The sequence below is a fragment of the Caulobacter segnis genome (assembly GCF_019931575.1).
Classification (GTDB): domain Bacteria; phylum Pseudomonadota; class Alphaproteobacteria; order Caulobacterales; family Caulobacteraceae; genus Caulobacter; species Caulobacter segnis_C.
Genome location: NZ_CP082923.1, coordinates 2777354 through 2797919, shown reverse-complemented (window position 1 = coordinate 2797919; position 20566 = coordinate 2777354). Strand labels below are relative to the sequence as shown.

At 69.0% G+C, this 20566-nt stretch carries 16 protein-coding genes; 11 read left to right on the top strand and 5 right to left on the bottom strand.

Annotated features, from left to right (window positions below):
* Positions 1-5: 5 nt before the first annotated feature.
* On the bottom strand, positions 6-3050 hold the full coding sequence (locus K8940_RS12845) for a TonB-dependent receptor domain-containing protein (RefSeq protein WP_223390353.1): 3045 nt from the start codon (positions 3048-3050) through the stop codon (positions 6-8).
* Positions 3051-3252: 202 nt separating this feature from the next.
* Between K8940_RS12845 and K8940_RS12840 the strand changes: the two genes are divergently transcribed.
* Positions 3253-3927, top strand: coding sequence for a TetR/AcrR family transcriptional regulator (locus tag K8940_RS12840; protein ID WP_223390352.1), 675 nt, complete (start codon positions 3253-3255; stop codon positions 3925-3927).
* Positions 3928-3930: 3 nt separating this feature from the next.
* Here K8940_RS12840 and K8940_RS12835 read toward each other — a convergent pair whose 3' ends face one another.
* Positions 3931-5265 (bottom strand): spinster family MFS transporter, encoded by a 1335-nt coding sequence (locus tag K8940_RS12835; protein WP_411675555.1) that lies wholly within the window; start codon positions 5263-5265, stop codon positions 3931-3933.
* A gap of 176 nt (positions 5266-5441) precedes the next feature.
* On the opposite strand from K8940_RS12835, the gene K8940_RS12830 reads away from it, so the two are divergent.
* The 7 genes from K8940_RS12830 to K8940_RS12800 all read left to right on the top strand — a co-directional run bounded on the left by K8940_RS12830 (position 5442) and on the right by K8940_RS12800 (position 14093).
* A complete protein-coding gene (locus K8940_RS12830) occupies positions 5442-7094 on the top strand; it encodes a carboxylesterase/lipase family protein (RefSeq protein WP_223390351.1) in 1653 nt (550 codons plus the stop codon).
* 11 nt (positions 7095-7105) lie between these two features.
* On the top strand, positions 7106-8665 hold the full coding sequence (locus tag K8940_RS12825; RefSeq protein WP_223390350.1) for an AMP-binding protein: 1560 nt from the start codon (positions 7106-7108) through the stop codon (positions 8663-8665).
* A gap of 101 nt (positions 8666-8766) precedes the next feature.
* Entirely contained in the window at positions 8767-9402 is a 636-nt protein-coding gene (locus tag K8940_RS12820) for a TetR/AcrR family transcriptional regulator (protein ID WP_411675601.1), read from the top strand.
* A 103-nt stretch (positions 9403-9505) separates the two neighbouring features.
* Complete coding sequence (locus K8940_RS12815; protein WP_223390348.1) at positions 9506-10399, top strand: SDR family NAD(P)-dependent oxidoreductase; 894 nt, start codon at positions 9506-9508, stop codon at positions 10397-10399.
* Positions 10399-11571, top strand: a complete 1173-nt coding sequence (locus K8940_RS12810) for an acetyl-CoA C-acyltransferase (protein WP_223390347.1) — start codon at positions 10399-10401, stop codon at positions 11569-11571. The genes K8940_RS12815 and K8940_RS12810 overlap by 1 nt, the downstream gene beginning before the upstream one ends.
* Complete coding sequence (locus tag K8940_RS12805) at positions 11571-12749, top strand: DUF3089 domain-containing protein (protein ID WP_223390346.1); 1179 nt, start codon at positions 11571-11573, stop codon at positions 12747-12749. The genes K8940_RS12810 and K8940_RS12805 overlap by 1 nt, the downstream gene beginning before the upstream one ends.
* A gap of 51 nt (positions 12750-12800) precedes the next feature.
* Complete coding sequence (locus tag K8940_RS12800; RefSeq protein ID WP_223390345.1) at positions 12801-14093, top strand: MFS transporter; 1293 nt, start codon at positions 12801-12803, stop codon at positions 14091-14093.
* Between the two features lie 31 nt (positions 14094-14124).
* Here the strand turns inward: K8940_RS12800 and K8940_RS12795 are convergent, their stop codons facing one another.
* Positions 14125-15144, bottom strand: a complete 1020-nt coding sequence (locus tag K8940_RS12795) for a serine hydrolase domain-containing protein (RefSeq protein ID WP_223390344.1) — start codon at positions 15142-15144, stop codon at positions 14125-14127.
* A 23-nt stretch (positions 15145-15167) separates the two neighbouring features.
* A complete protein-coding gene (locus K8940_RS12790; RefSeq protein ID WP_223390343.1) occupies positions 15168-15884 on the bottom strand; it encodes a GntR family transcriptional regulator in 717 nt (238 codons plus the stop codon).
* 289 nt (positions 15885-16173) lie between these two features.
* Here K8940_RS12790 and K8940_RS12785 point away from each other — a divergent pair, with 289 nt between their 5' ends.
* From K8940_RS12785 to K8940_RS12775, 3 genes are read left to right on the top strand one after another with little or no spacing between them, the layout of a single operon-like run.
* A complete protein-coding gene (locus K8940_RS12785; RefSeq protein WP_223390342.1) occupies positions 16174-16884 on the top strand; it encodes a Plug domain-containing protein in 711 nt (236 codons plus the stop codon).
* Positions 16827-18449: a TonB-dependent receptor gene (locus K8940_RS12780; protein WP_223390341.1), complete on the top strand. Its 1623-nt coding sequence runs from the start codon at positions 16827-16829 to the stop codon at positions 18447-18449. Before K8940_RS12785 ends, K8940_RS12780 begins: the two co-directional genes overlap by 58 nt.
* A gap of 25 nt (positions 18450-18474) precedes the next feature.
* Positions 18475-19767 carry a M28 family peptidase gene (locus tag K8940_RS12775; protein WP_223390340.1) on the top strand — a complete coding sequence of 431 codons (1293 nt, stop codon included), beginning with the start codon at positions 18475-18477 and terminating at the stop codon, positions 19765-19767.
* On the opposite strand, the gene K8940_RS12770 is transcribed toward K8940_RS12775, so the two are convergent.
* Positions 19764-20384 carry a glutathione S-transferase family protein gene (locus tag K8940_RS12770; protein ID WP_223390339.1) on the bottom strand — a complete coding sequence of 207 codons (621 nt, stop codon included), beginning with the start codon at positions 20382-20384 and terminating at the stop codon, positions 19764-19766. The genes K8940_RS12775 and K8940_RS12770 overlap by 4 nt on opposite strands.
* Between the last annotated feature and the right edge of the window lie 182 nt (positions 20385-20566).

The window sequence follows — 20566 nt, the reverse complement described above, 5'->3', positions numbered from 1 at the left end:
TAGGATCAGAAGGCTTTCTTGAAGCCGATCTCGAAGGTCCGGCCCAGCGGGTTCCCGGTCCACGGATCGTAGCCGAACTCCTCCTGGGCCGGCGGTGGGTCGCGGTCGAAGATGTTCGCCACGGTCGCCGTCAGGGCCATGTCGCCGTCGAGCTGCAGGCGATAGGTGAAGTCGGTGGTGATCCAGTTCTCGCCGTCCTCGCCGTACTGGACGCCGGCCCGCTCGTCCTTCACGGCCGAGACGAAGTTGACGCCCAGGCGGAAGTTCTGGCGACCCAGGCCGTAGTTGACGCCGAGGTTGGCGCGCCACTTCGGCGCGGCCTGGGCGAAGGTGGCGAAGTTCAGCGTGCCCAGGCGGTCGTCGCCCGTGGAGATCGTCACGCCGTCCAGGGTGGTCGGGCCGGTCTTCAGCTCGGTCACGCGCGTGGCGGTGACGTTGATGTCGAGGTCGCCCGGGCCCAACGGCAGGCCGTAGCTGCCCTGGAAGTCGAAGCCCTTGGTCGTCTGGCCGGGGCCGTTGCCGTAGCGTGTGGAGACCGCAGAGAAGCTGCCGACGCCGCTCATGCCCACCGCGCAACCGCTGTTGAAGGTGATGCGGGCCAGTAGGGGCTGCTTGGTCACGTCGCAGGTGGTGATCGTGCCGCCGGCTCCGTTGAAGACCAGGCTGGCGATCTGGTTGGGATCGGCGACCTGACCGATCTGGTCCTTGGTCTTGATGTCGAAATAGTCGACGATCAGGCGCAGCCTGTGGTCGTCGGCGAAGCCGCGGCTCTGCCAGATGGCCCCGATGTTCGAGGTCTTGGCGGTCTCGGGCTTAAGATTGGCGTCGGTGATGAACTGGGCCGCCAGCCAGTTGCTGGCCGCGACGGTGTAGGTGCGGGCGGCGACCGTGATGGCCCCCGGCGTAACGCCCAGCGGCGGCGTCTGGTAGTTGGTGCCGTACGAGGCGCGCAGGGTCAGCGGGCCCCAGACGTTCCACTTGCCCGACGCCTTGTAGACCGTTGCGCCCAGGTCGTTGGAAAACTTCTCGCGGCGCGCCGCCAGCTGGATGTCGACGGTCGAGAACAGCGGGATCTGCAGCTCACCGAACAGCGAGTACTGGCTCTGCTCGGCCTGGCTCGGCAGGGTCGGGGCGAACAGCACGAACGGGCCGGGCGCGTCGGGCGTGCAGCCCCGGAAGTTGGGGCTGGTCGTCGAGGTCGGCGTGGGGCTCAGATTGCCTGAGCCCGCGCCGTTGGCGCTGGTGGTGTTGCTGGGCCACTCGCACTGGATCGAGCCGTTGTTGAACGCGCTGGGCACGTTCACGCGGTTGGCCAGTGAGCGGTACTGAGCGCCGAGCGCCCAGCCGATCTCGCCGCCGGGCAGGTTGACGCCGGAGCGGCCGTTGAACACCAGGTCGGCCGTGAAGTTGTGGCTTAGCGTCTCGACCGCGCGCGGATCGAACATCCACAGGGCCAGGTCCTCGGGGTTCTCCTTGCCGGCGACGTAGCTGGGATTGGAGAGGCCCAGCATCGGCTGGCCCTTGAACGAGGTCGAGAAGGGATTCCAGTACTGGCAGCCGTTCTTGCCGGCGGCGGCCGCGTTCTGGGTGCCGAAACGGCTGGGATCCAGGTCCACGGCCTTGCAGTTCGAACCGCCGAAGCCGTTCAGGGCCTCCTGCAGGCGGTAGCCGATCGTGTCGGCGTGGGTGTTGTAGTTATAGGCGTCGTTATAGGTCAGGGCGAAGTCGTATCCGACGGCCTTGGCGAACGGCGCCAGGTCTCCCAGGTCGCCAGTCAGTCCGGCCGACACGCGCCAGACCTTGTTGTCGATCTTGTCGGCCACGCCGAAGCCGTCGCCGCCCGAATAGTACGGATTGCCGCCATGGCCGAACAGCCGGTAGGTGATCGGCGTGAATCCCTGGGCCCCGACAATGCCGTGGGCGGCGGCGAAATCGGCCGCGAACGGGTTGGTGATCGGCACGTAGAACTGGTTGACGGCCCCGGTGGCCAGAGCGGGGCCGCGCGACACGGGTTGGGCGGGCGAGCCCATCACTTGCGGCAAGTTCACGCGCCCGTACGACGCGTCCATGTGGAATTTCATGCTGTCGGTGATCTGCGCCTTCAATTGGGCGTAGAGCCGATAGGTGTCCTGCTTTTCCACCAGCCGATAGTACGAGATGTAGTTGTAGGCGCAGGTGAAGGCGTTGTCGTAGCGGCCGCCGACCGCGGCGCAGCTGGCGGGGGTGAAGTCGGAGACGATGCCGCCCACCGCCGGGCCCCATTCGCCGACGTCGGTGGCGCTGGGCGTGGCGGGCAGGGGGCCGCGCGCCTGCCAGCCGGTCAGGTTGGTCAGGGTGGACCAGGGGGCGGGGTTGTAGCCCGTGGTCGGGTTCAGCGAGGCCTTGCTGAAGTCGCGCTCCAGGGTGCCCAGGCGCGAACGGTGTTCGTACTCGGCCGAGACCAGCAGGTTGACGCGGTCCTCGCCGATGCCGCCCATCACGCCGACCGAATAGTCGCCCTTCGAGCCCTTGATGTGTTTGTACTGGGCCTGGGCCTCCATCCCGACGAACTTGTCGCGGGTGATGAAGTTGACGACCCCGCCGGTGGCGTCGGCGCCGTAGATCACCGCCGCGCCGTCCTTGAGGATTTCGGTGCGGGCCAGGGCCATCGAGGGGACGTTGGCGGTGTTCTGGTTCATCCGCCGGCCGTTCAGCAGCACCAGTGTCTTGTCGGCCCCCAGGCCGCGCAGGTTGTAGTTCACCGAGCCGACCAGGGTCGGGCCGCCGAAATAGTAGGACTCGCCTGTCGTCGGGCCCGAGATCGTCAGGCTCTTGGCGAACTCCAGCGCCGTCGGCGCGCCCTGCTTTTCCAGATCCGCTTGCGAATAGACCTCGACGGGGAGGGCGGCGTCGAGCGCCGAGCCCCGGATGTTCGAGCCCGTGACGACGATTTCCTCGACCTGGGTGGACTGGTCCGAAGACGCTTTTTCCTGACCCCAGGCCGGCAGCCCGGCGCCGGCGATTGCGATCACCAGCGCGACGCCCGAGGCGCTGTTTAGCCCGACTTTCATATGGCGAACCCTCCCGTTGAATGAGTCTCTTAACGCTCATTCTCACAAGAGTGAGTGTTTGCTGTAACGTCGTGCAATGTCAATCGATCATCGTTCGGCCAATTCGGATTGGGCGAAACGGCGGGGTTCCATCACGGGAATGATTGACAGCGGCGCGCCGCGCCGCGACTACGCGAGGGGTCGAAAGCATCAGGAGGATGGCTTGGCGGGAGCGACGGCGGGGGAGACCAAGGCGCGGCGGACCAAGGCCGAGCAGCGCGCTCAGAGCCTGGAGCAGATCCTGGACGCGGCCGAGTACCTGTTCTCGCAGAACGGCCTCTATGGCGTGACGCTGCGGGACGTGGCCGTGCGCGTGGGCATCCACACCACGCTGCTGAACTACTATTTCAAGGACAAGACCAACCTGTTCGAGGCTGTGTTCGCCCGCCGGGCGGGCGTGACGTCCGGCCGCCGGATGGTGGCGTTGGAGCAGTACGAGCAGGCCGCCGGCGACAACCCGACCGTCGAGGGCGCGCTGCACGCCTTCCTCGATACCGACCTCGACCTCTACTACGAGGGCGGCGAGCACTGGATGAACTACGCCGCCTTCTGCGCCCGGGTCAGCAACACGCCCGAGGGCGCGGCGCTGATGGACGAGCACTTCGATCCCGTCGTGCTGAAACTGGTCGGCATCCTCAAGCGCGCCCTGCCGGACTATGCCGACGAGGAGGTCTTCTGGGGCTACCACTTCGTCAGCGGCGCGCTGATGAACACCTTGGCCCGGACCGGCCGGATCGACCGGCTGTCCAGCGGGATCTGCCACTCCGACGACTTCCCGGCGATCAAGAAGCGGATCGCCAGGTTCATGGCCGCCGGCTTCATCGCCCTGAAGAGCTGAGTCTCACGCCTTCTCGCGGGCGAAGATCCGGGCCAGCCACAGGAACAGGGCGATCGCCAGGACGTAGAACGGCACGAGCGTGTAGAGCGCCATCTGCAGCGAGTTCCCCGGATGGCTGGCCCGGAAGAAGTCGCTGGCCGCGCCGACATAGGTAGGGCCGAGGCCCAGGCCGATGAAATTCATCACCAGCAGCAGCAGGGCGCCGGACATCACCCGTTCCTCCGGCCGGACCTCCTCCTGGACCAGCGCCACCGACGACGACAGGTAGAAGTAGTTCAGGAAGGTCGGGCCGATCAGGAAGGCCAGGGCCAGCGGCCAGGTCGGGGCCCAGACGAAGCCCAGATAGAACGGGATCGCCAGCGTCAGCGAGATCACCGGCGCCACGGCGTAGACAACCTTGGAACGCCGGCGATAGCGGTCGATCACCCGGCCCGAGACGAAGATGCCGGCGCTCATGCCGATCCCGACGACCAGGGCGTACCAGACGGCGACCTCGCCGAGCGCCATGCCCTTCTCGCGCATCAGGAACAGGGTGGTGAAGTTGCCCAGGCCGTAGGTCACGAACTGGGTCGCGCCGCTGCCCAGCGCGGCCAGCATCAGGGTCGGACGGGTGAAGAACATCCGCAGCGTCGCCCAGAACGGGGCCTTGCGGGCCGGGGCGCCCTCGGCGAGCCCGTCCAGGGCGCCGCGACGCGGTTCGCGCACGATCAGCGGCAGGACGACGGCGGTCGCGACGCCTATGACGCCCAGCACCACGAAGGCGTGACGCCAGTCGAAGGCGGCCGCGATGGCCGCGCCGAAGGCGATGCCCAGCGCCGCGCCCACCGGCGGGCCCAGGTTATAGAGGCTGAGCGCCGTGCCCCGGCGCTCGGGCGGGAAGTAGTCGGAAATGATCGCGTAGGAGGGCGGTACGCCGCCGGCCTCGCCGAAGCCGACCGTCATCCGCGAGACGGCGAACTGGCCGTAGTTGCGCGACAGGCCACAGGCGATGGTCGCGGCGCTCCAGATCCCGCAGGCCAGGCTCAGGACGGCCACGCGGTTGGTCCGGTCGGCCAGCCAGCCGACGGGGATGGCGATGAAGCAGTAGAACATCGCGAAATAGAGGCCGCCGATCAGGCCGAGCTGGCTGTCGGTGACATGCAAGCTGTCCTGGATCGGCTTGGCCAGGATCGACATCAGCTGTCGGTCCAGGAAGTTCAGGACATAGACGAACCAGAGCATCGCCAGCACGACCCAGGCGCGGTTCGCGGTCGGCGCCGGGCGTGTCTCGTCCGGCGCGCGGGCGAGGGCGGGGGGCGGCGCGCTCGGCGGCCGCGTGGTGACGCGTGGGGTGTCCAAGGCTTCCTCCCGACCGCCCATTCGTGGGCTTGGCTTGTCGCGAGCATGCGCCCATCCAGAAGCTTGCGTCAACATTCACGCGCGTGAGAGTGAATGTTGACACGGGGGCTGATCGTCGGCACGGTTGGGCTCAACGCCGACGGGGAAAGATCGGCGGGTTGGAGGTGGGAACTGCCATGAAGACTGGTCTATTCGCGAACGCGGCCCTCGCCGTCATCCTGGCGGGTCTGGTCGCGGCGCCGGCCGGCGCGCTGGCGCAACAGCCCATCGTCCGCGCCCCGGCCGGCGCGGTCCAAGGGCGGGTCCAGGACGGCCTCGAGATCTTCAAGGGGATTCCGTACGCCGCCCCGCCGGTGGGCGAGGGACGCTGGAAACCGCCCGCTCCAGCGCCCGCCTGGTCGGGCGTGCGCGACGCCGCGGCCTTCGGTCCGGGCTGTTTCCAGCCGCCGCCCAGGCCCGGCAACATCTATGCCGACCCGCTCGAGGCGATGAGCGAGGATTGCCTGTCGCTGAACATCTGGACTCCGGTCGAGACCCGGAAGGCGCCGGTGCTGGTCTGGATCCATGGCGGCTCCTTGATCTCCGGCGCCAGCAGCGAAAGCATGTACGACGGGGCGGCCATGGCGCGGCGGGGCGGTATCGTCGTCGTCTCGATCAACTACCGCCTGGGCGTGTTCGGCTATCTGGCCCATCCCGAGCTCAGCGCGGAATCGGCCGACCATGTCTCGGGCAACTATGGGCTGCTCGACCAGATCGCGGCCTTGAAATGGGTCCAGAAGAACATCGCCGCCTTTGGGGGCGATCCGGCCAATGTCACGGTGGCCGGGGAGTCGGCCGGGGCGCTCAGCGTCATGTACCTGATGGCCTCGCCCCAGGCGCGCGGACTGTTCAACAAGGCGATCGCTCAGAGCGCCTACATGATCTCGACGCCGGAGCTGCGCGAGGCGCGGTTCGGCCATGTCCCGGCCGAGACGGCGGGCGCGGCCTTGGCGACCAAGCTGGGCGCCAAGGACCTGGCCGCCTTGCGGGCCATGGACGCCAAGACCCTGACCAGCGCGGCCCTGATGGCCGGTTTCCAGACCTTCGGCGCGGTCGACGGCAAGGTGCTGCCGCGTCAGCTGGTCGAGACCTTCGATCGCGGCGAGCAGGCCAAGGTTCCGATCCTGGCCGGCTTCAACAGCGGCGAGATCCGCTCGCTGCGCATCCTGGCCCCGCCGCCGCCCGCCGACGCGGCGACCTATGAGGCCGAGATCCACAAGCGCTATGGCGACCTTGCCGAGGACTTCCTGAAGCTCTATCCGTCCACGGATATTGCCGAGAGCGTGCTGCTGACGACGCGTGACGCCCTCTACGGCTGGACCGCCGAGCGGCTGGTCGCCACGCAGACCGCTGCCGGCGCGCCTAGCTATTTCTACCTCTTCGACCATGGCTATCCGGCGGCCGAGGCGGCGGGACTGCACGGCTTCCACGCCAGCGAGATCCCCTACGTCTTCGGCACGACCGACAAGACGCCGCCCGCCTGGCCCAAGATCCCCGACACGCCGGTCGAGGCCGGGCTGTCGATCGCGATGATCGACTACTGGACCGCCTTCGCCCGTTCGGGCGCGCCCAAGGCGGCCGGCCGGCCGGACTGGAAGCCCTACGGCGCCGCGCGCGCCTACATGGCCTTCACCGAGGCGCCGTCTCCGGGCGTCCGCCTGCGGCCCGGCATGTACGAGCTGAACGAGGCGGTGGTCTGCCGCCGCCGCGCCCAAGGCGACCTTTCCTGGAACTGGAATGTGGGCGTCGTCTCGCCGCCGCTGCCGGCTCCCGTCTCCCAATGCCGATGAGTTGCGTGCCGATGATCGACGGTGAAATGCAGGCGTTCCCGCTGACGCTGGACAAGTTTCTGGAGCACGCCGCCAAGTGGCGGTCGGACAGGGAGGTGGCGACCGCGCGCGGCGACGGACGGATCGACCGGATCGGCTACGCGGCGCTGATGGAGCGCGCCCGGCGCGTCTCGGCCGTGCTGGCGGGCCTGGGCGTCAGGGCCGGCGATCGGGTCGCGACCCTGGCCTGGAACAGCCAGGATCACGTCGAGGTCTGGTACGCGATCATGGGCATGGGCGCGGTGTGCCACACGCTGAATCCGCGCCTGACCGCCGAGCAACTGGCCGACATGGTCGTCCAGTCGGAAGCCCGCGTGTTGATCGCCTCGGCCGACCTCGCACCGCTGGCCGCCAAGGTCCAGGCGATCGCGCCAGGCGTCGGGCGGCTGCTGGTCATCGACGGCGAGGCCGTCGAGGGCGAGCCGCTGGCGCCCCTGGTCGAGACAGCCGACGGGACGGGGGTCGTCTGGGGCGACTTCGCCGAGACCGCGCCGTGCGGCCTGTGCTTCACGTCCGGCACCACGGGCGCGCCCAAGGGGGTGACCTATACGCACCGCTCCAGCTACCTGCACGCGCTGCGGATTCTGCAGGTCGACGGGCTGGCGATCTCGGGCGCGGACGCCGTGCTGGCGGTGGTGCCGATGTTCCACGCCAACGCATGGGGGCTGCCGTTCGCCGCCACGGCCGTGGGGGCCAAGCTGGTCCTGCCCGGGCGTCACACCGACGGCGCCAGCCTGGCGCGCCTGATCGCCGCCGAGGAGGTGACCGTCGCCGTGGGCGTGCCGACCGTCTGGCTGGGCCTGGTCGAGCATCTGGAGGCGAACGGCGGCGAGCTGCCGTCGCTGAAGCGCATCGTCGTCGGCGGCGCCCCGACCGCGCCGGCCCTGATGGAGCGGATCGAGCGCCGCCTGGGCGTCACCGTCCAGACCACCTGGGGCATGACCGAGCTGTCGCCCGTCGGCACCGTCGCGCCGCTCAGCGCGCCGCGCGAGGCGGCCGTGTCGGGCCGTCCGGCCGTGGGCGTGGACTTCCTGTTGACCGACGCTGACGGCGTGGCCCTGCCGGAGCAGCGCGACGTCGAGGGCCATTTGCGGGTGCGCGGCGCGGCGGTGATCGAGCGCTATTTCGGCTTCGACACGCCGGCGACCGACACGGGCGGCTGGTTCGCGACCGGCGACCTGGCGCGCATCGACCGCGAAGGCAATCTGATGATCACCGGTCGGGCCAAGGACTTGATCAAGTCCGGCGGCGAGTGGATCAACCCCGCCGAGATCGAGGCGGTGGTCGGGGCGCTGCCCGAGGTGTCGCTGGCCGCCGTGATCGGCCGGGCCCACGACAAGTGGGGCGAGCGGCCGATCCTGCTGGTCGAGACGCAAGGCGAGGTCAGCGACGAGGCGCTGCTGGCCTGCCTGCGCGGCCGCGTGGCCTCGTGGTGGATCCCGGATGCGGTCTTCCGCCTGCAACGCATGCCCCTGGCGGCGACCGGCAAGATCGACAAGATGCGGCTGAGGTCGGAGTACGGCGGGAGCTGATGCTTCATTCGTCCACGCCTCCCGCGCCGGCAGGAAAGGGAATCCATCCCGTGTCCGAAACCCCGCGTCGACGCACCACCAAGGCCGACCAGCGCGCCGAGATGATGGAGCAGATCCTCGACGCGGCCGAGGAGCTATTCTCGCGGCACGGCCTGCATGGCGTCACCTTGAAGGACGTCGCCAAGCGGGTGGGCGTCCACCACACGCTGATGAACTACTACTTCGCGGACAAGAAGACCCTGTTCGACGCGGTCTTCGCCCGCCGGGCGGTGGTCACCAGCGAGCGGCGGATGCAGGCGCTGGACGACTACGAGGCGGCCTGCGCCGGCGCGCCGACCGTGGAGGGCGCGCTGCGCGCCTTTCTCGACACCGATCTCGACCTCTACATCCAGGGCGGGGAGGGATGGAAAAACTACGCCGCCCTCGGCGCCCAGGTGGCCAACACGCCCGAATGGGGCGCGGCCCTGATGGACCAGCATTTCGATCCGGTGGTGCTGCGGCTGATCGATCTCTTGAAGCGGGCGCTGCCGCAGTGTTCGGAGGCCGACATCTTCTGGGGCTACCACTTCGTCACCGGCGCGCTGATGCTGACCCTGGCCCGCACGGGGCGCATCGACAAGCTGTCGCGCGGCGCCTGCCAGTCCGACGACTTCGCCGCCGTGAAGGCGCGGATGGCCGCCTTCATGGCCGCCGGCTTCCTGTCCGTCTGCGGGCGCGAGGAGCCGGAGAAGACCTAGAAGTGGGCGCCGCTCACGGGCCGGCGGTCTATTTAAGATGCTCACTGTCGAGTTAGTGAAAAAGTATGCGAACGTCGGTTCGCGAGTTTGAAGGGGATTTTCGATGTTGCTGGACGGACGTGTCGCGATCGTCACTGGAGCGGGCGGAGGGCTGGGCCGCGCCCACGCGCTGTATCTTGCCAGCCAGGGCGCCAAGGTGGTCGTCAATGACCTGACCCAAGAGGCGGCCGACCGCGTCGCCGCCGAGATCGCGGCCGCCGGCGGTGCGGCGATCGGCGTGGCGGCCTCGGTCACCGACGAGACGGCGGTGGGGGCGATGGTCGAACAGGTCGTGGCCCGCTGGGGCCGGATCGACATCCTGATCAGCAACGCCGGCATCCTGCGCGACAAGAGCTTCGCCAAGATGACGCTCGACGACTTCCGCCTGGTGGTCGACGTCCACCTGATGGGCGCGGCGGTCTGCGCCAAGGCCGTCTGGGGGATCATGCGCGAGCAGGGCTATGGCCGCATCGTCATGACGACCTCGTCCTCGGGCCTCTACGGCAATTTCGGCCAGGCCAACTACGGCGCGGCCAAGATGGCGCTGGTCGGGCTTATGCAGACCCTGGCCATCGAGGGCGAAAAGTACAATGTGCGGGTCAACTGCCTGGCCCCGACGGCGGCGACGGGCATGACCGAGGGCGTGCTGTCGGAGGACAGCCTGCAACGCCTCGACCCGGCCCTGGTCAGCCCGGGCCTGCTGGCTCTGGTGCATGACGACGCCCCGACCCGCGCCATCCTGTGCGCCGGCGCTGGCCATTTCGCGACCGCCAACGTGACCCTGACCGAGGGCCGCTACATCGGCGGCGGCGCGGACGCGGGCGAGGTGCTGATCCGCCAGTGGGACGAGGTCACCGATCGCGCTGGCGAGACCGTGCCGGCCTACGGCTTCGCCCAGGCCGAGCGCGAGGTGGCCAGCGCCGGTCTGGTCGCCAAGGTCGCGGGAGGGCGCGCGTGATGCGTCAGGCCGTCATCGTCTCCACGGCGCGCACGCCGATCGGCCGCGCCTATCGCGGAGCCTTCAACGACACCCCGTCGCCGACCCTGGCCGCCCACGCCCTGTCCGCCGCCGTCGAGCGCGCGGGCGTGGCGCCGGACGAGGTCCAGGACTGCATCCTCGGCTGTTCGCTGCCGCAAGGCTATCAGCACACCATCGGCCGCATGGCGGCGCTGCGGGCGGGCCTGCCCGTCACCGTCCCCGGCATGACCATGGACCGTCAGTGCTCGTCGGGCCTGATGACCATCGCCACGGCGGCCAAGCAGATCATCGTCGACCGCATGGACGTGATCGTCGCCGGCGGCGTGGAGTCGATCTCGCTGGTCCAGACGCCCGAGCTGCGGGTCGACCAGGATCCAGGTCTCGTGGCTCTGCATGCCGACGCCTACATGCCGATGCTGGACACCGCCGAGACCGTCGCCGCGCGCTACGGGATCACCCGTGAGGCCTGCGACCTTTACAGCCTGGCTTCGCAGTACCGCGCCGCCGCCGCCCAGCAGACCGGCCGGCTCGACGCCGAGATCGCGCCGATGACCGCCACGATGAAGGTCGTCGACAAGGCCACCCAGGCGATCTCGCATCGTGAGGTGACCCTGGAGCGCGACGAGGGCGTGCGACCCGAGACGACGCTGGAAGGTCTGGCCGCCCTCAAGGCCGTGCGGCCGGGCGGCGTGGTCACCGCCGGCAACGCCAGCCAGCTGTCGGACGGCGCCTCGGCCTGCGTGGTCATGGAGGCGGGCTTGGCCGAGAAGCGCGGCCTGGAACCGCTGGGGCGCTATGTCGGCATGGCGGTCGCTGGGACCAAGCCCGACGAGATGGGCATCGGCCCGGTCTTCGCGATCCCACGGCTGCTGGAGCGCTTCGCGCTGTCGATGGACGATATCGGCCTCTGGGAGCTGAACGAGGCCTTCGCCTGCCAGGTCGTCTATTGCCGCGACCACCTGGGCATTCCGGACGAGATCCTGAACGTCAACGGCGGCGCGATCGCGATGGGTCATCCCTACGGCATGTCGGGTTCGCGTCTGGTCGGTCATGCGCTGCTGGAGGGCAAGCGCCGGGGCGCCAAGCACGTCGTCGTCACCATGTGCGTCGGCGGCGGCATGGGTGCGGCGGGTCTTTTCGAGGTCCTGTGATGCGGTGGCTGCTCGGGCTGGCGGCGCTGATGGCCGCGCACGGCGCCGCCCTGGCCCGGGCGCCCGATCCCACGGTCGCGCACGCCGACTACGCCGACACGGCGCTGTGGCTGTGCCGGCCAGACCTGAAGGACAACCGCTGCAAGGTCGACCTGACTGCCACCATCGTCGCGCCCAGCGGCAAGCTGACGGTCGAACGCCATGTTCCGGCCAAGGCGCCGAAGGTCGATTGCTTCTTCGTCTATCCGACCGTGTCGAACGATCCGGGCTGGATCTCGGACTTCTCGCCGAACGCCGACGAGTGGGACGACATCAAGCTGCAATTCGCCCGTTTCGGCTCGGTGTGTCGTCAGTTCGCGCCGCTGTATCGCCAGGGCACGCTGCGCCGCCTGCGCGTGGCCAGCGGCGGACCCGCGCCCGAGGGCGATCCGCCGCCGCCCGGCGTCGGAGCCTATGCCGACGTCCTCGACGCCTGGGCCTGGTACCTCGCCCATGAGAACAAGGGGCGGGGCGTCGTCCTGATCGGTCACAGCCAGGGGACGGTCATGTTGACCCGCCTACTGGCCGAGGAGATCGAGGGCAAGCCGGTTCACAAGCAGCTGGTCTCCGCCCTGCTGATGGGCGGCCTGGTCGCCGTGCCGCCGGACAAGGACGTCGGCGGCTCCTTCAAGTCGACGCCGCTCTGCCATGACGCCGGCCAGATCGGCTGCGTGATCACCTATGTCACCTTCCGCGATCGCCTGCCGCCGCCGGAGACCGCGCGTTTTGGCCGGGCTCGGGACGGTCTGCGCGCGGCCTGTGTCAATCCGGCGAACTTGGCGGGCGGGCCTGGACAGCCGGAGTCGTACTTCCTGACCAGGGGCTTCCTGAACGGCTCGGGCGGCGATCGTCCGACGGACTGGGTGCGGCCCATGCGGCCGATCGGCACGCCGTTCGTGAAGACGCCGGGCCTGGTGACGACCCAGTGTGTCCGCCGGGGCGACTTCGACTACCTGGCCCTGCACGTGAACGCCGATCCCGCCGATCCGCGCACCGACGAACTGGGCGGCGAGATCGTCCGCAAGGCGGGGCCGGACCTGGCGTGGGGCCTGCACCTGATCGATGTCGACCATTCGATCGGCGCCTTGATCCGCATCGTCGGCCAGCAGGCCGAGACCTACGAGCGCCGCCGGAACTGATCCGGCCGCCCATCACGCAACGACGCGCCGACAGAGCGCGGGGAGGACATCATGGCCCGACAGAGGGCGCCTACGGGCTCATCGATCATCAAGATCGCCGTGACGGCCTCGGCCGGGGCGGCGATCGAGTGGTACGACTTCTTCATCTACGGCACCGCCGCGGCGCTGGTGTTCCCCAAGCTGTTCTTCCCCGCCGATCTGCCGCCGTTCGTGGCCCAGATCGCGGCTTTCAGCACCTTCGCGGTGGGGTTCGTCGCCCGGCCGATCGGCGGACTGCTGTTCGGCCATTTCGGCGACCTGTTCGGCCGCAAGCGAGCTCTGGCTGTCGCGTTGCTGATCATGGGTGTGGCCACGGCTCTGGTCGGCGTGCTGCCGACCTATGCCCGCGTCGGAGCGTTGGCCCCGCTGCTGCTGGTCGCCTTGCGCTTTGTCCAGGGCCTGGCCGTGGGCGGGCAGTGGGGCGGGGCGGCGCTGCTGGCCATCGAAAGCGCGCCGCCGGGGAAGCAGGGCTTCTACGGCAGCTTCGTGCAGATCGGCGTGCCGCTGGGCGTGGTCCTGGCCAATGTCGTCTTCCTGCTGGCGGGCGTGCTGCTGCCGGCCGACCATTTCCTCGATTGGGGTTGGCGGGTTCCGTTCCTGTTGAGCCTGGCCCTGGTGCTGATCGGTCTCTACGTCCAGTTCGTGTTGGAGGAGCCCGAGGCGTTCGAAGCCGCCAAGGCCGAGGCGGCGGATCATCCCAGGGCGCCGCCGCTGGTGCGGATCCTGAAGGAGCACACCGCCGACGTCCTGCTGGCCGGCGGGGCGTTCGTGGCCAACAACACCTGTTTCTACGTCGCCATCACCTATGCGGTGGCCTATGGCGCGACCACCGTCGGCATCCCCAAGGAGACCATGCTGTCGGCGGTGATGATCGGCAGCGTGGTGATGGTCCCCGTGCTGGTCGCGTGCGGCGCGGCCTCGGACCGGTTCGGGCGGCGCGGCATCTTCATGGCGGGCGCAGTGCTGTGCGGCCTGTGGGCCTTCGCCATGTTCCCGTTGATCGACACCGGCTCGCCCGTGGCCATCACCACGGCGATCGGCGTCGCCCTGGTGCTGATCAGCCTGATGTACGGTCCGCAGGCGGCGCTGTTCGCCGAGCTGTTCCCGGTGGAGGTCCGTTATTCCGGGGCCTCGCTGGGCTATCAGATCGGCTCGGTGTTCGGCGGCGGCTTCGCGCCGATCATCGCCACGGCGCTGTTCGAGCGCTTCAAGTCCAGCGGCTCGATCGCGGTCTACCTGTTCGCCATGTGCATGGTGTCGCTGATCAGCACGATCGCGCTGGCGCGGCGGGCCAAGAAGACCTGAAGGGGAGCGGCGGCGGCCCGAGCCGCCGCCGCTAGCCCAGGGCCTTGGACAGGCGCAACCACAGCTGCTGGTCGAAGTCCTTGTCCAGCGCCGCCTGGCCCGTGCGCACGACGATCAGCTTGCGGCTTGGGACGACATACAGGCGACGGTCCATGGCGCCGAGCGCGGCGACCAGGTCGGCCGGGGCGGCGGGGATCAGCTGGCCCGGCGTGCGGACGCCGCCCGCGCGGACCGTCTCGGCGCCGCCGTTCAGCCACCACAGCCGCCCGTAGGCCGAGTTGGTCGCCGAGCGGGCGAAGAGGGTCGAGAGAGACGCCTGCGACACGACCTGGCGGCCGTCGCGGGCCTTGCCGCCATCCAGCACCAGTTGGCCGAACGTGGCGATGTCACGCGGCGTGGTGACCAGGCCGGTGGCGTTGCCCGGGACAACGAGCGCGGCGGGGCGCTGGCGCCAGGCGGTGTTCGTCATGCCCGTCGGCTTGGTCAGCCAGTCGTGGGTAATGGTCTCCAGCGGGGTCTTGGCGACCGCCGCCAGCACGCGCTTGGTCACGGCGTAGGCGGGGGTGTTGTAGAAGAACTGCGTTCCCGCCGGGGCGACATAACCAAACGCTTCGTTCAGGCCCGAGGACATGGTCAGCAGGTGGATCACGCGGATCGCCTGTTCCTGCTCCGGCGAGGCCTTGGACCAGCCCGCGCCGATGTAGTCGGCGACCGGCCTCTCGACGTCCAGCAGGCCCTTGTCGATCGCGATCGCCGCCAGCACGGCCACGAAGCTCTTCTGCTGCGAGGCGACGTCCTCCAGCAGCGCGCCGTCCGGGGCGGGGCCGTAGGTGAAGGCCAGGCGGAAGTCGGCGGCGTCGGCCGGCAGGGGCCAGTTGCGTTCGGCCAGGATCTGCCGGTCCTGGACGATCAGGAAGCCTGTCGTCCTCTGGCCCTGGACATAGTCCAACACGGGTTGGAGATCCGGCGGCGTCGCGGCGGCCAGGGCCGGGGTGGCCGCCAGGGCGCCCGCGCCGGCGAGGCAGCGGCGGCGTGAGATCGCGAAGGTCATGTCGGTTGTCCCGCTTCTGTGGGTTACGCGGAGGCCTTTCGAGCGCGCGCGGGCCGGGTGTCCTCGGTCGGCATCAGGCCGTAGCCGCGCGAGATCATCAGGCGCATGGCCTCGTTCTGCATGTGGTAGAGGATGTTGCGCGCGCCTTCCGAAGCCATGGCTCCGTCGCGCTTGGCCAGGCCGGCGCGCACGACGCGCCAGTGATTGAACGGCGCGCCATCGGTGCTTTCGGCCAGGCTGACATAGGAATAGTGCCAGCGGGTCTTGCGCCGGATGGACTCGATCATCTTCTGGGCGTCCTGGCTTGAGACGCCGGCCAGGCGGCTGAAGATGTCCTCGCTCTGGTGGATCAGGTCCTCGGCCGAGGCGCCGGTCTCCGACGCCGTGATCAGCTTGTCGACCAGGTCCAGCGTCTCGCCCATGTGCTTGGGCGTGGCGCGGATGCAGGCGAAGCGGGCGGCGCAGCCGTAGAGGGCGGCGCGCACCTCGTAGAGGTCGAACACCTCCTGCACCGAGGTCGCCGCGACATAGGCGCCGCGGTTCTCCTCGATCACCACCAGGCCGTCGTCGGCCAGGGTGCGCAGCGCCTTGCGGGCGATGGTGCGCCCGACGCCGAACTCGTTGCAGATCCGCGCCTCGCGCAGCCATTCGCCCGGCGAGAGCAGGCCGTCCTGGATTTGGCGGCGGAGCGAGTCCGCGAGCGTCGGGGCGGTGGGGGAGCGCGCGAGCGGCTCGGGCATGGCGCAGGAAACCCTTGGGTCTTGTGGCTGAGGATCGCTTGTCGGCGACGTGACCATCTTGGCGGCGAAATCCGGTTCGCGAAAGCGGATAGTGATCATATTGCCGTTCAATGGAATAAGAATATTCCAATAATTCATTTAAGATTGTTGTACAATTTCGTTGACACTACCGGACGTCGCGTGTGTCCTCTCGTCAAAAGGCGCACCAAAGAAAGCGTCGAAAGGGAGGGTTTCGTGCGATACCTGTTCATGTCCGCCGGCGGTCGCGCTGGCGGTGTCCGCGCCGGCGATGGCCCAGACGAAGGCTCCGTCCAACGAGATTCCGGCGATCGAGGAGATCGTCGTCACCGCGCAGCGGAAAGAGGAAAGCCTCAAGGACGTGGCGGCGACGATCTCGGCCGTCACCGCCGACCAGCTGAACGCCATGGGTCCCGTCAACGGCACTGGCGACCTGCTGCGCACCATGCTTGGCGTGCGCTTCAACGACCTGCAATCCAACAATCTGAGCGAAATCTCGATCCGGGGTTCGGGCACCCAGCGCGCGACCGGCGCGGACTCGGGCGTGGGCCTGTTCGTCAACGGCGCCTATGTGGGCTCTAGCACCCTGGGCGGCGGCAACTTCCGTCACATGGACTTCTTCGACCTGGAGCGGGTCGAGGTGCTGGAGGGCCCGCAGGGCGCGCTCTACGGCCGCAACTCCGAGTACGGGATCGTCAACATCGTTTCGGCCAAGCCGAAGTTCAATGATTCCGGCTATGTCAGCGCCAACTACACCGAGCAGCTGCAGCAGACCAAGGTCTCGGCCGTGGTCAACCAGCAGCTGACCGACGAGGTCGCCACGCGGATCGGCTTCCAGTCGATCGGCCAGGGCAAGGGCCGGTCTACAACCCCAACAGCGGCAAGTACTACGACCACACCGACGGCTGGATCGCCCGGGGCCAGGTGCGCTACCGCAAGGGGCCGCTGGATCTCGACGTTCTGGTCGACGGCCAGGACCTGAACCTGCCGAGCTTCCTGAACAGCTATGTCGTGAAGCCGGGCCTTGTCGCCGCGCTGCCCCTGGGGTTCACCCAGGACAGGTACGTCGTGCCGCACGACGGCAAGGACGGTGTCCACCAGCAGGCGCAACGCGCCATGATCCTGGCCGACTATGACCTGGGCTGGGGCAAGCTGACCTCGACCACCATGGCCTCGCACTGGATCTCGCGCCAGAACTACGCGGCGGCCGTCGACCTCGCGACCGAGGCCGCGCTGCAGAAGCAGGGCCAGCTGGGTCTCTATCCGTTCGGCCAGAGCACGACCGTGGCCAAGGACCGCACCTTCTACCAGGACTTCCACCTGGCCGGTCAGGCCATGGACGGCGACCTCGACTGGCTGGGCGGCGTCGGCTACCTGCTGCAGCACGACCTGAACGGCACGGATCTTTCGACCTCGCCGTGCACCTTCCGACTCGGCGCGGGCATCTGCGCCGGCACGCCGACCGCGCCGCTGTGCTACCTGCCGCTGCCGACCTCGACGGCCTGTCCGGCGACGTTCCCGGCGGTGTTCGGCACCTCGTCGCGCGCGCCGCTGCGCAACCAGTCCAACTCGGTCTACGGCCTGATGCGCTATCGGACCGGCCCCTTCACCCTGGCGGGCGAGCTGCGCTATTCGCGCGACAAGAAGAAGGCCAGCCAGCGGACGGTCAATCTCTATACCGACACCCTGTCGGTGGCGCCGGCGTCCTATGTCTTCAAGTCCGATCGCCTGAACTATACCCTGACCGCCAGCTACAAGTTCGACGGGCCGATCCCCGCGCTGGTCTACGCCAAGACAGGCACCGGCTATCGCGCCGGCGGCGTCAACGCCCGGACGTCCTCGCCGTTCGCGCCGAACCCGTTCCGCCCGACCTACGACAACGAGGACACCACCAGCTACGAGGTGGGCTTCAAGGGCAATCCGACGCGGAACATCTATGTGCGGCTGGCCGCCTACCGGTCGACGACCGAGGACGCCATCACCGTCATCACCGACGGCTGCACCGTGGTGAACGCCTGCCAGCAGGGCGGCACGAACTTCAACATCAACGGCGGTAGTGTCCACGCGCGGGGCGTCTCGGCCGCCATCGATGGTCGTTTCCAGGTCGGCGGCGGTCTCCTGACGGTGGCCGTCAACGGCGCGCGGCAGCGGGCGCGTTACGTCTCGACGCCGGCCAACTATTCGGGCCTGCCGCTGATCGGCTCGTCGGTGGCGCAGATCCCTAAATGGACCTCGTCGGCCACGATCGACTACCGCCATCGCCTGACCGAGGCCGTGTCCGCCTTCGGCAACATCTCCTACCAGGGCCAGACCGGCGGCGTGCAGGATACGGTGACGGCGGCCACGCCGGCGATCTATCTGAACGATATCGATATGGTCGGCCTGCGGGCGGGCGTCGACATCAAGCAGGTGCAGGTGGCGGTGTTCGTGCAGAACCTGACGGACAAGTCGATCGCGCTCCTGCAGTTCCAGACCGCCGGCCAGCCGCTGGCCAACCGCTACAGCGCGCCGCGCACGGTTGGGGCGAACATCGTCTATCGTTGGTAAGCGTAGGTTCCTGGGAGAAGCCGGTATGAGCGCGTCGCGTCGAGATCTTCTTCTGGGGGGGGGCGTGCTCGCGGCGGGCGCGGCGACCGCGGCGCGGGCGGCTCCGGCCGTCGCGCCGCCCGACGCGGCCTGGCTGCAGGCCGTGCTGGAGCGCTTCGCCGGCTTCGGGATCAAGGCCTCGGGCGGGTCGGGCGACACCGCCAGCGGGGCGTGGCTGGAGGGCGACCTGACGGCCCTGGGCTATCGCTGCGAGCGCCAGACGTTCGAGGTCCCTTATGCCGAGGTCCGCAAGGCGACCGTGGCGGCGGGCGACCGCGTGGCGACGGTGTTCCCGCAAGCGATCGTCAAGACCACGGGCGTGGAGGGCCTGACCCTGCCGCTCAAGCCGGCGAACGCCGGCGGGAGCCTGGACGGGGCCATCGCCCTGGTCGTGCTACCGTTCAGCCGCTGGGTCAGCATGGCCCAGCCTCCCGTGGATTTGGCCTTGAAGGACGTTTTCGATCGCGGCGCGGCGGCGGCCGTGGTCGTCACCACCGGTCCGACGGGCGAGGCGATCGGCCTCAATGTCAGCGCGACCAAGCCCGGCTTCCAGAAGCCCGTCGTCATCCTGGCCCCCAAGGACGCCGAGCCGTTCGTGGCCGCCGCCAAGGCCGGCGCGACGGTGACCCTGACGGTCGATGCGGAGGTCGGCCGCCGGCCGACCTTCAACCTGATCGGGCGGCTGGATCGCGGCGCCGCCAAGACGCTGATCGTCACGACGCCGCGCTCGGGCTGGTTCGGCTGCGCGGCCGAGCGCGGGGCGGGGGTGGCCGTGTGGCTTTCGCTGGCCCACGCGCTGGCGGCGGCCAAGCCCGGCGTGAACCTGGAGTTCGTCGCCACCAGCGGGCACGAGTACATCTATCTCGGCGGCGAGCAGTACCTGGAGCACCACGCGCCCAAGCCCGCCGACACCCGCCTTTGGGTCCATATCGGCGCCAGCGCGGCGGCGCGGGACTGGCACGAGCTGGCCACTCTGCGCCCTCTGCCCAGCGCCGACTCCCAGCGGGTGCTGACCGCCACGCCCGACCTGCTGGACCGCACGCGAGCCGCGTTCAAGGGCCTGAACGGGTTGGAGGCCGTCTACGAGGCCAACAAGGCCAATGCTGGCGGCGAGCTGGTGAACGTGATCGAGGCGGGTTACGGCTCGGCGATCGGCCTCTACGGCGGGCACCGCTTCTTCCACACCGCGGGCGATGACATGCGTTGCGTGTCGGGCGAGCTGGTGGCGCCGGTGGCCAAGGCGTTCCGGGCGGCGATCGACGCGGCGCTGAAAGCCTAGTCCGGCTTCTGCGCCGCCTTCGCCGCGAGGAAGGCGGGACGGGCGGCCAGACGCTCCCAGTAGGCGGAGATTTCCGGGCTGAACTTGTGGTCCAACCCCAGGTCCCGCGCGAGCAGGAGGGCGTAGCCGACGCAGATGTCGGCCATGGTGAAGCGTCCGGCGCACAGCCACTCGCGGTCAGCCAGGGCGCGGGTCAGGTGACGCAGGCGCGACAGGAACCACTGGGCGTAGTCGTCGGCCGCCTGCTTCAGCCGGCGCCCCTCGGGCTCCAGCTTCGTGTAGCGCAGGACGATCGTCTGCGGGAACGTCAGGGTCGCCTCGCTGCGGTGCAGCCAGTCCAGCCACAGCCCGTAGTCCGGCTCGTCGACGTCGACGGCCAGCGGCGTCGGCCCATAGCGCGTGGCCAGGTACTGCGGGATCGCGGCGGACTCGGTCATCCGCACGTCGCCGTCGACCATCAGCGGGATCGTGCCCAGCGGGTTCTCCCGCAGATAGTCGGGCTGGAGGATGCGGGGCGGGAAGGGCAGGAGGTGGAGGCGATGGGGCAATCCCATCTCCTCCAGGGCCCACAGCGCGCGGAACGACCGGGCGTCGTGGCAGTGATAGAGCTCAATCATTCCCGGCCGTCTCCCGCCTGGCTGGCGCGAACTTCGGCGTCGCGCTTGGTCGTCACTGTAGAGCCAGGGTGATCAGACGGCACGGTGGCCGCTGCGTCAAACAGATTGTCCAACAATCCTGTTTCGATAGGTCGACAAACGTCTTGCCTCTCGATCGCCGTACGCCCTAGGGTCGGAGGAAG

Excerpts from the sequence above, each read along its gene's own strand:
- K8940_RS12845 (WP_223390353.1), bottom strand. The coding sequence starts at position 3,050 with ATGAAAGTCGGGCTAAACAGCGCCTCGGGCGTCGCGCTGGTGATCGCA.
- K8940_RS12830 (WP_223390351.1), top strand. The coding sequence starts at position 5,442 with ATGAAGACTGGTCTATTCGCGAACGCGGCCCTCGCCGTCATCCTGGCG.
- K8940_RS12825 (WP_223390350.1), top strand. The coding sequence starts at position 7,106 with ATGATCGACGGTGAAATGCAGGCGTTCCCGCTGACGCTGGACAAGTTT.
- K8940_RS12820 (WP_411675601.1), top strand. The coding sequence starts at position 8,767 with ATGATGGAGCAGATCCTCGACGCGGCCGAGGAGCTATTCTCGCGGCAC.
- K8940_RS12815 (WP_223390348.1), top strand. The coding sequence starts at position 9,506 with ATGTTGCTGGACGGACGTGTCGCGATCGTCACTGGAGCGGGCGGAGGG.
- K8940_RS12810 (WP_223390347.1), top strand. The coding sequence starts at position 10,399 with ATGCGTCAGGCCGTCATCGTCTCCACGGCGCGCACGCCGATCGGCCGC.
- K8940_RS12805 (WP_223390346.1), top strand. The coding sequence starts at position 11,571 with ATGCGGTGGCTGCTCGGGCTGGCGGCGCTGATGGCCGCGCACGGCGCC.
- K8940_RS12800 (WP_223390345.1), top strand. The coding sequence starts at position 12,801 with ATGGCCCGACAGAGGGCGCCTACGGGCTCATCGATCATCAAGATCGCC.
- K8940_RS12795 (WP_223390344.1), bottom strand. The coding sequence starts at position 15,144 with ATGACCTTCGCGATCTCACGCCGCCGCTGCCTCGCCGGCGCGGGCGCC.
- K8940_RS12790 (WP_223390343.1), bottom strand. The coding sequence starts at position 15,884 with ATGCCCGAGCCGCTCGCGCGCTCCCCCACCGCCCCGACGCTCGCGGAC.
- K8940_RS12785 (WP_223390342.1), top strand. The coding sequence starts at position 16,174 with ATGGCCCAGACGAAGGCTCCGTCCAACGAGATTCCGGCGATCGAGGAG.
- K8940_RS12775 (WP_223390340.1), top strand. The coding sequence starts at position 18,475 with ATGAGCGCGTCGCGTCGAGATCTTCTTCTGGGGGGGGGCGTGCTCGCG.
- K8940_RS12770 (WP_223390339.1), bottom strand. The coding sequence starts at position 20,384 with ATGATTGAGCTCTATCACTGCCACGACGCCCGGTCGTTCCGCGCGCTG.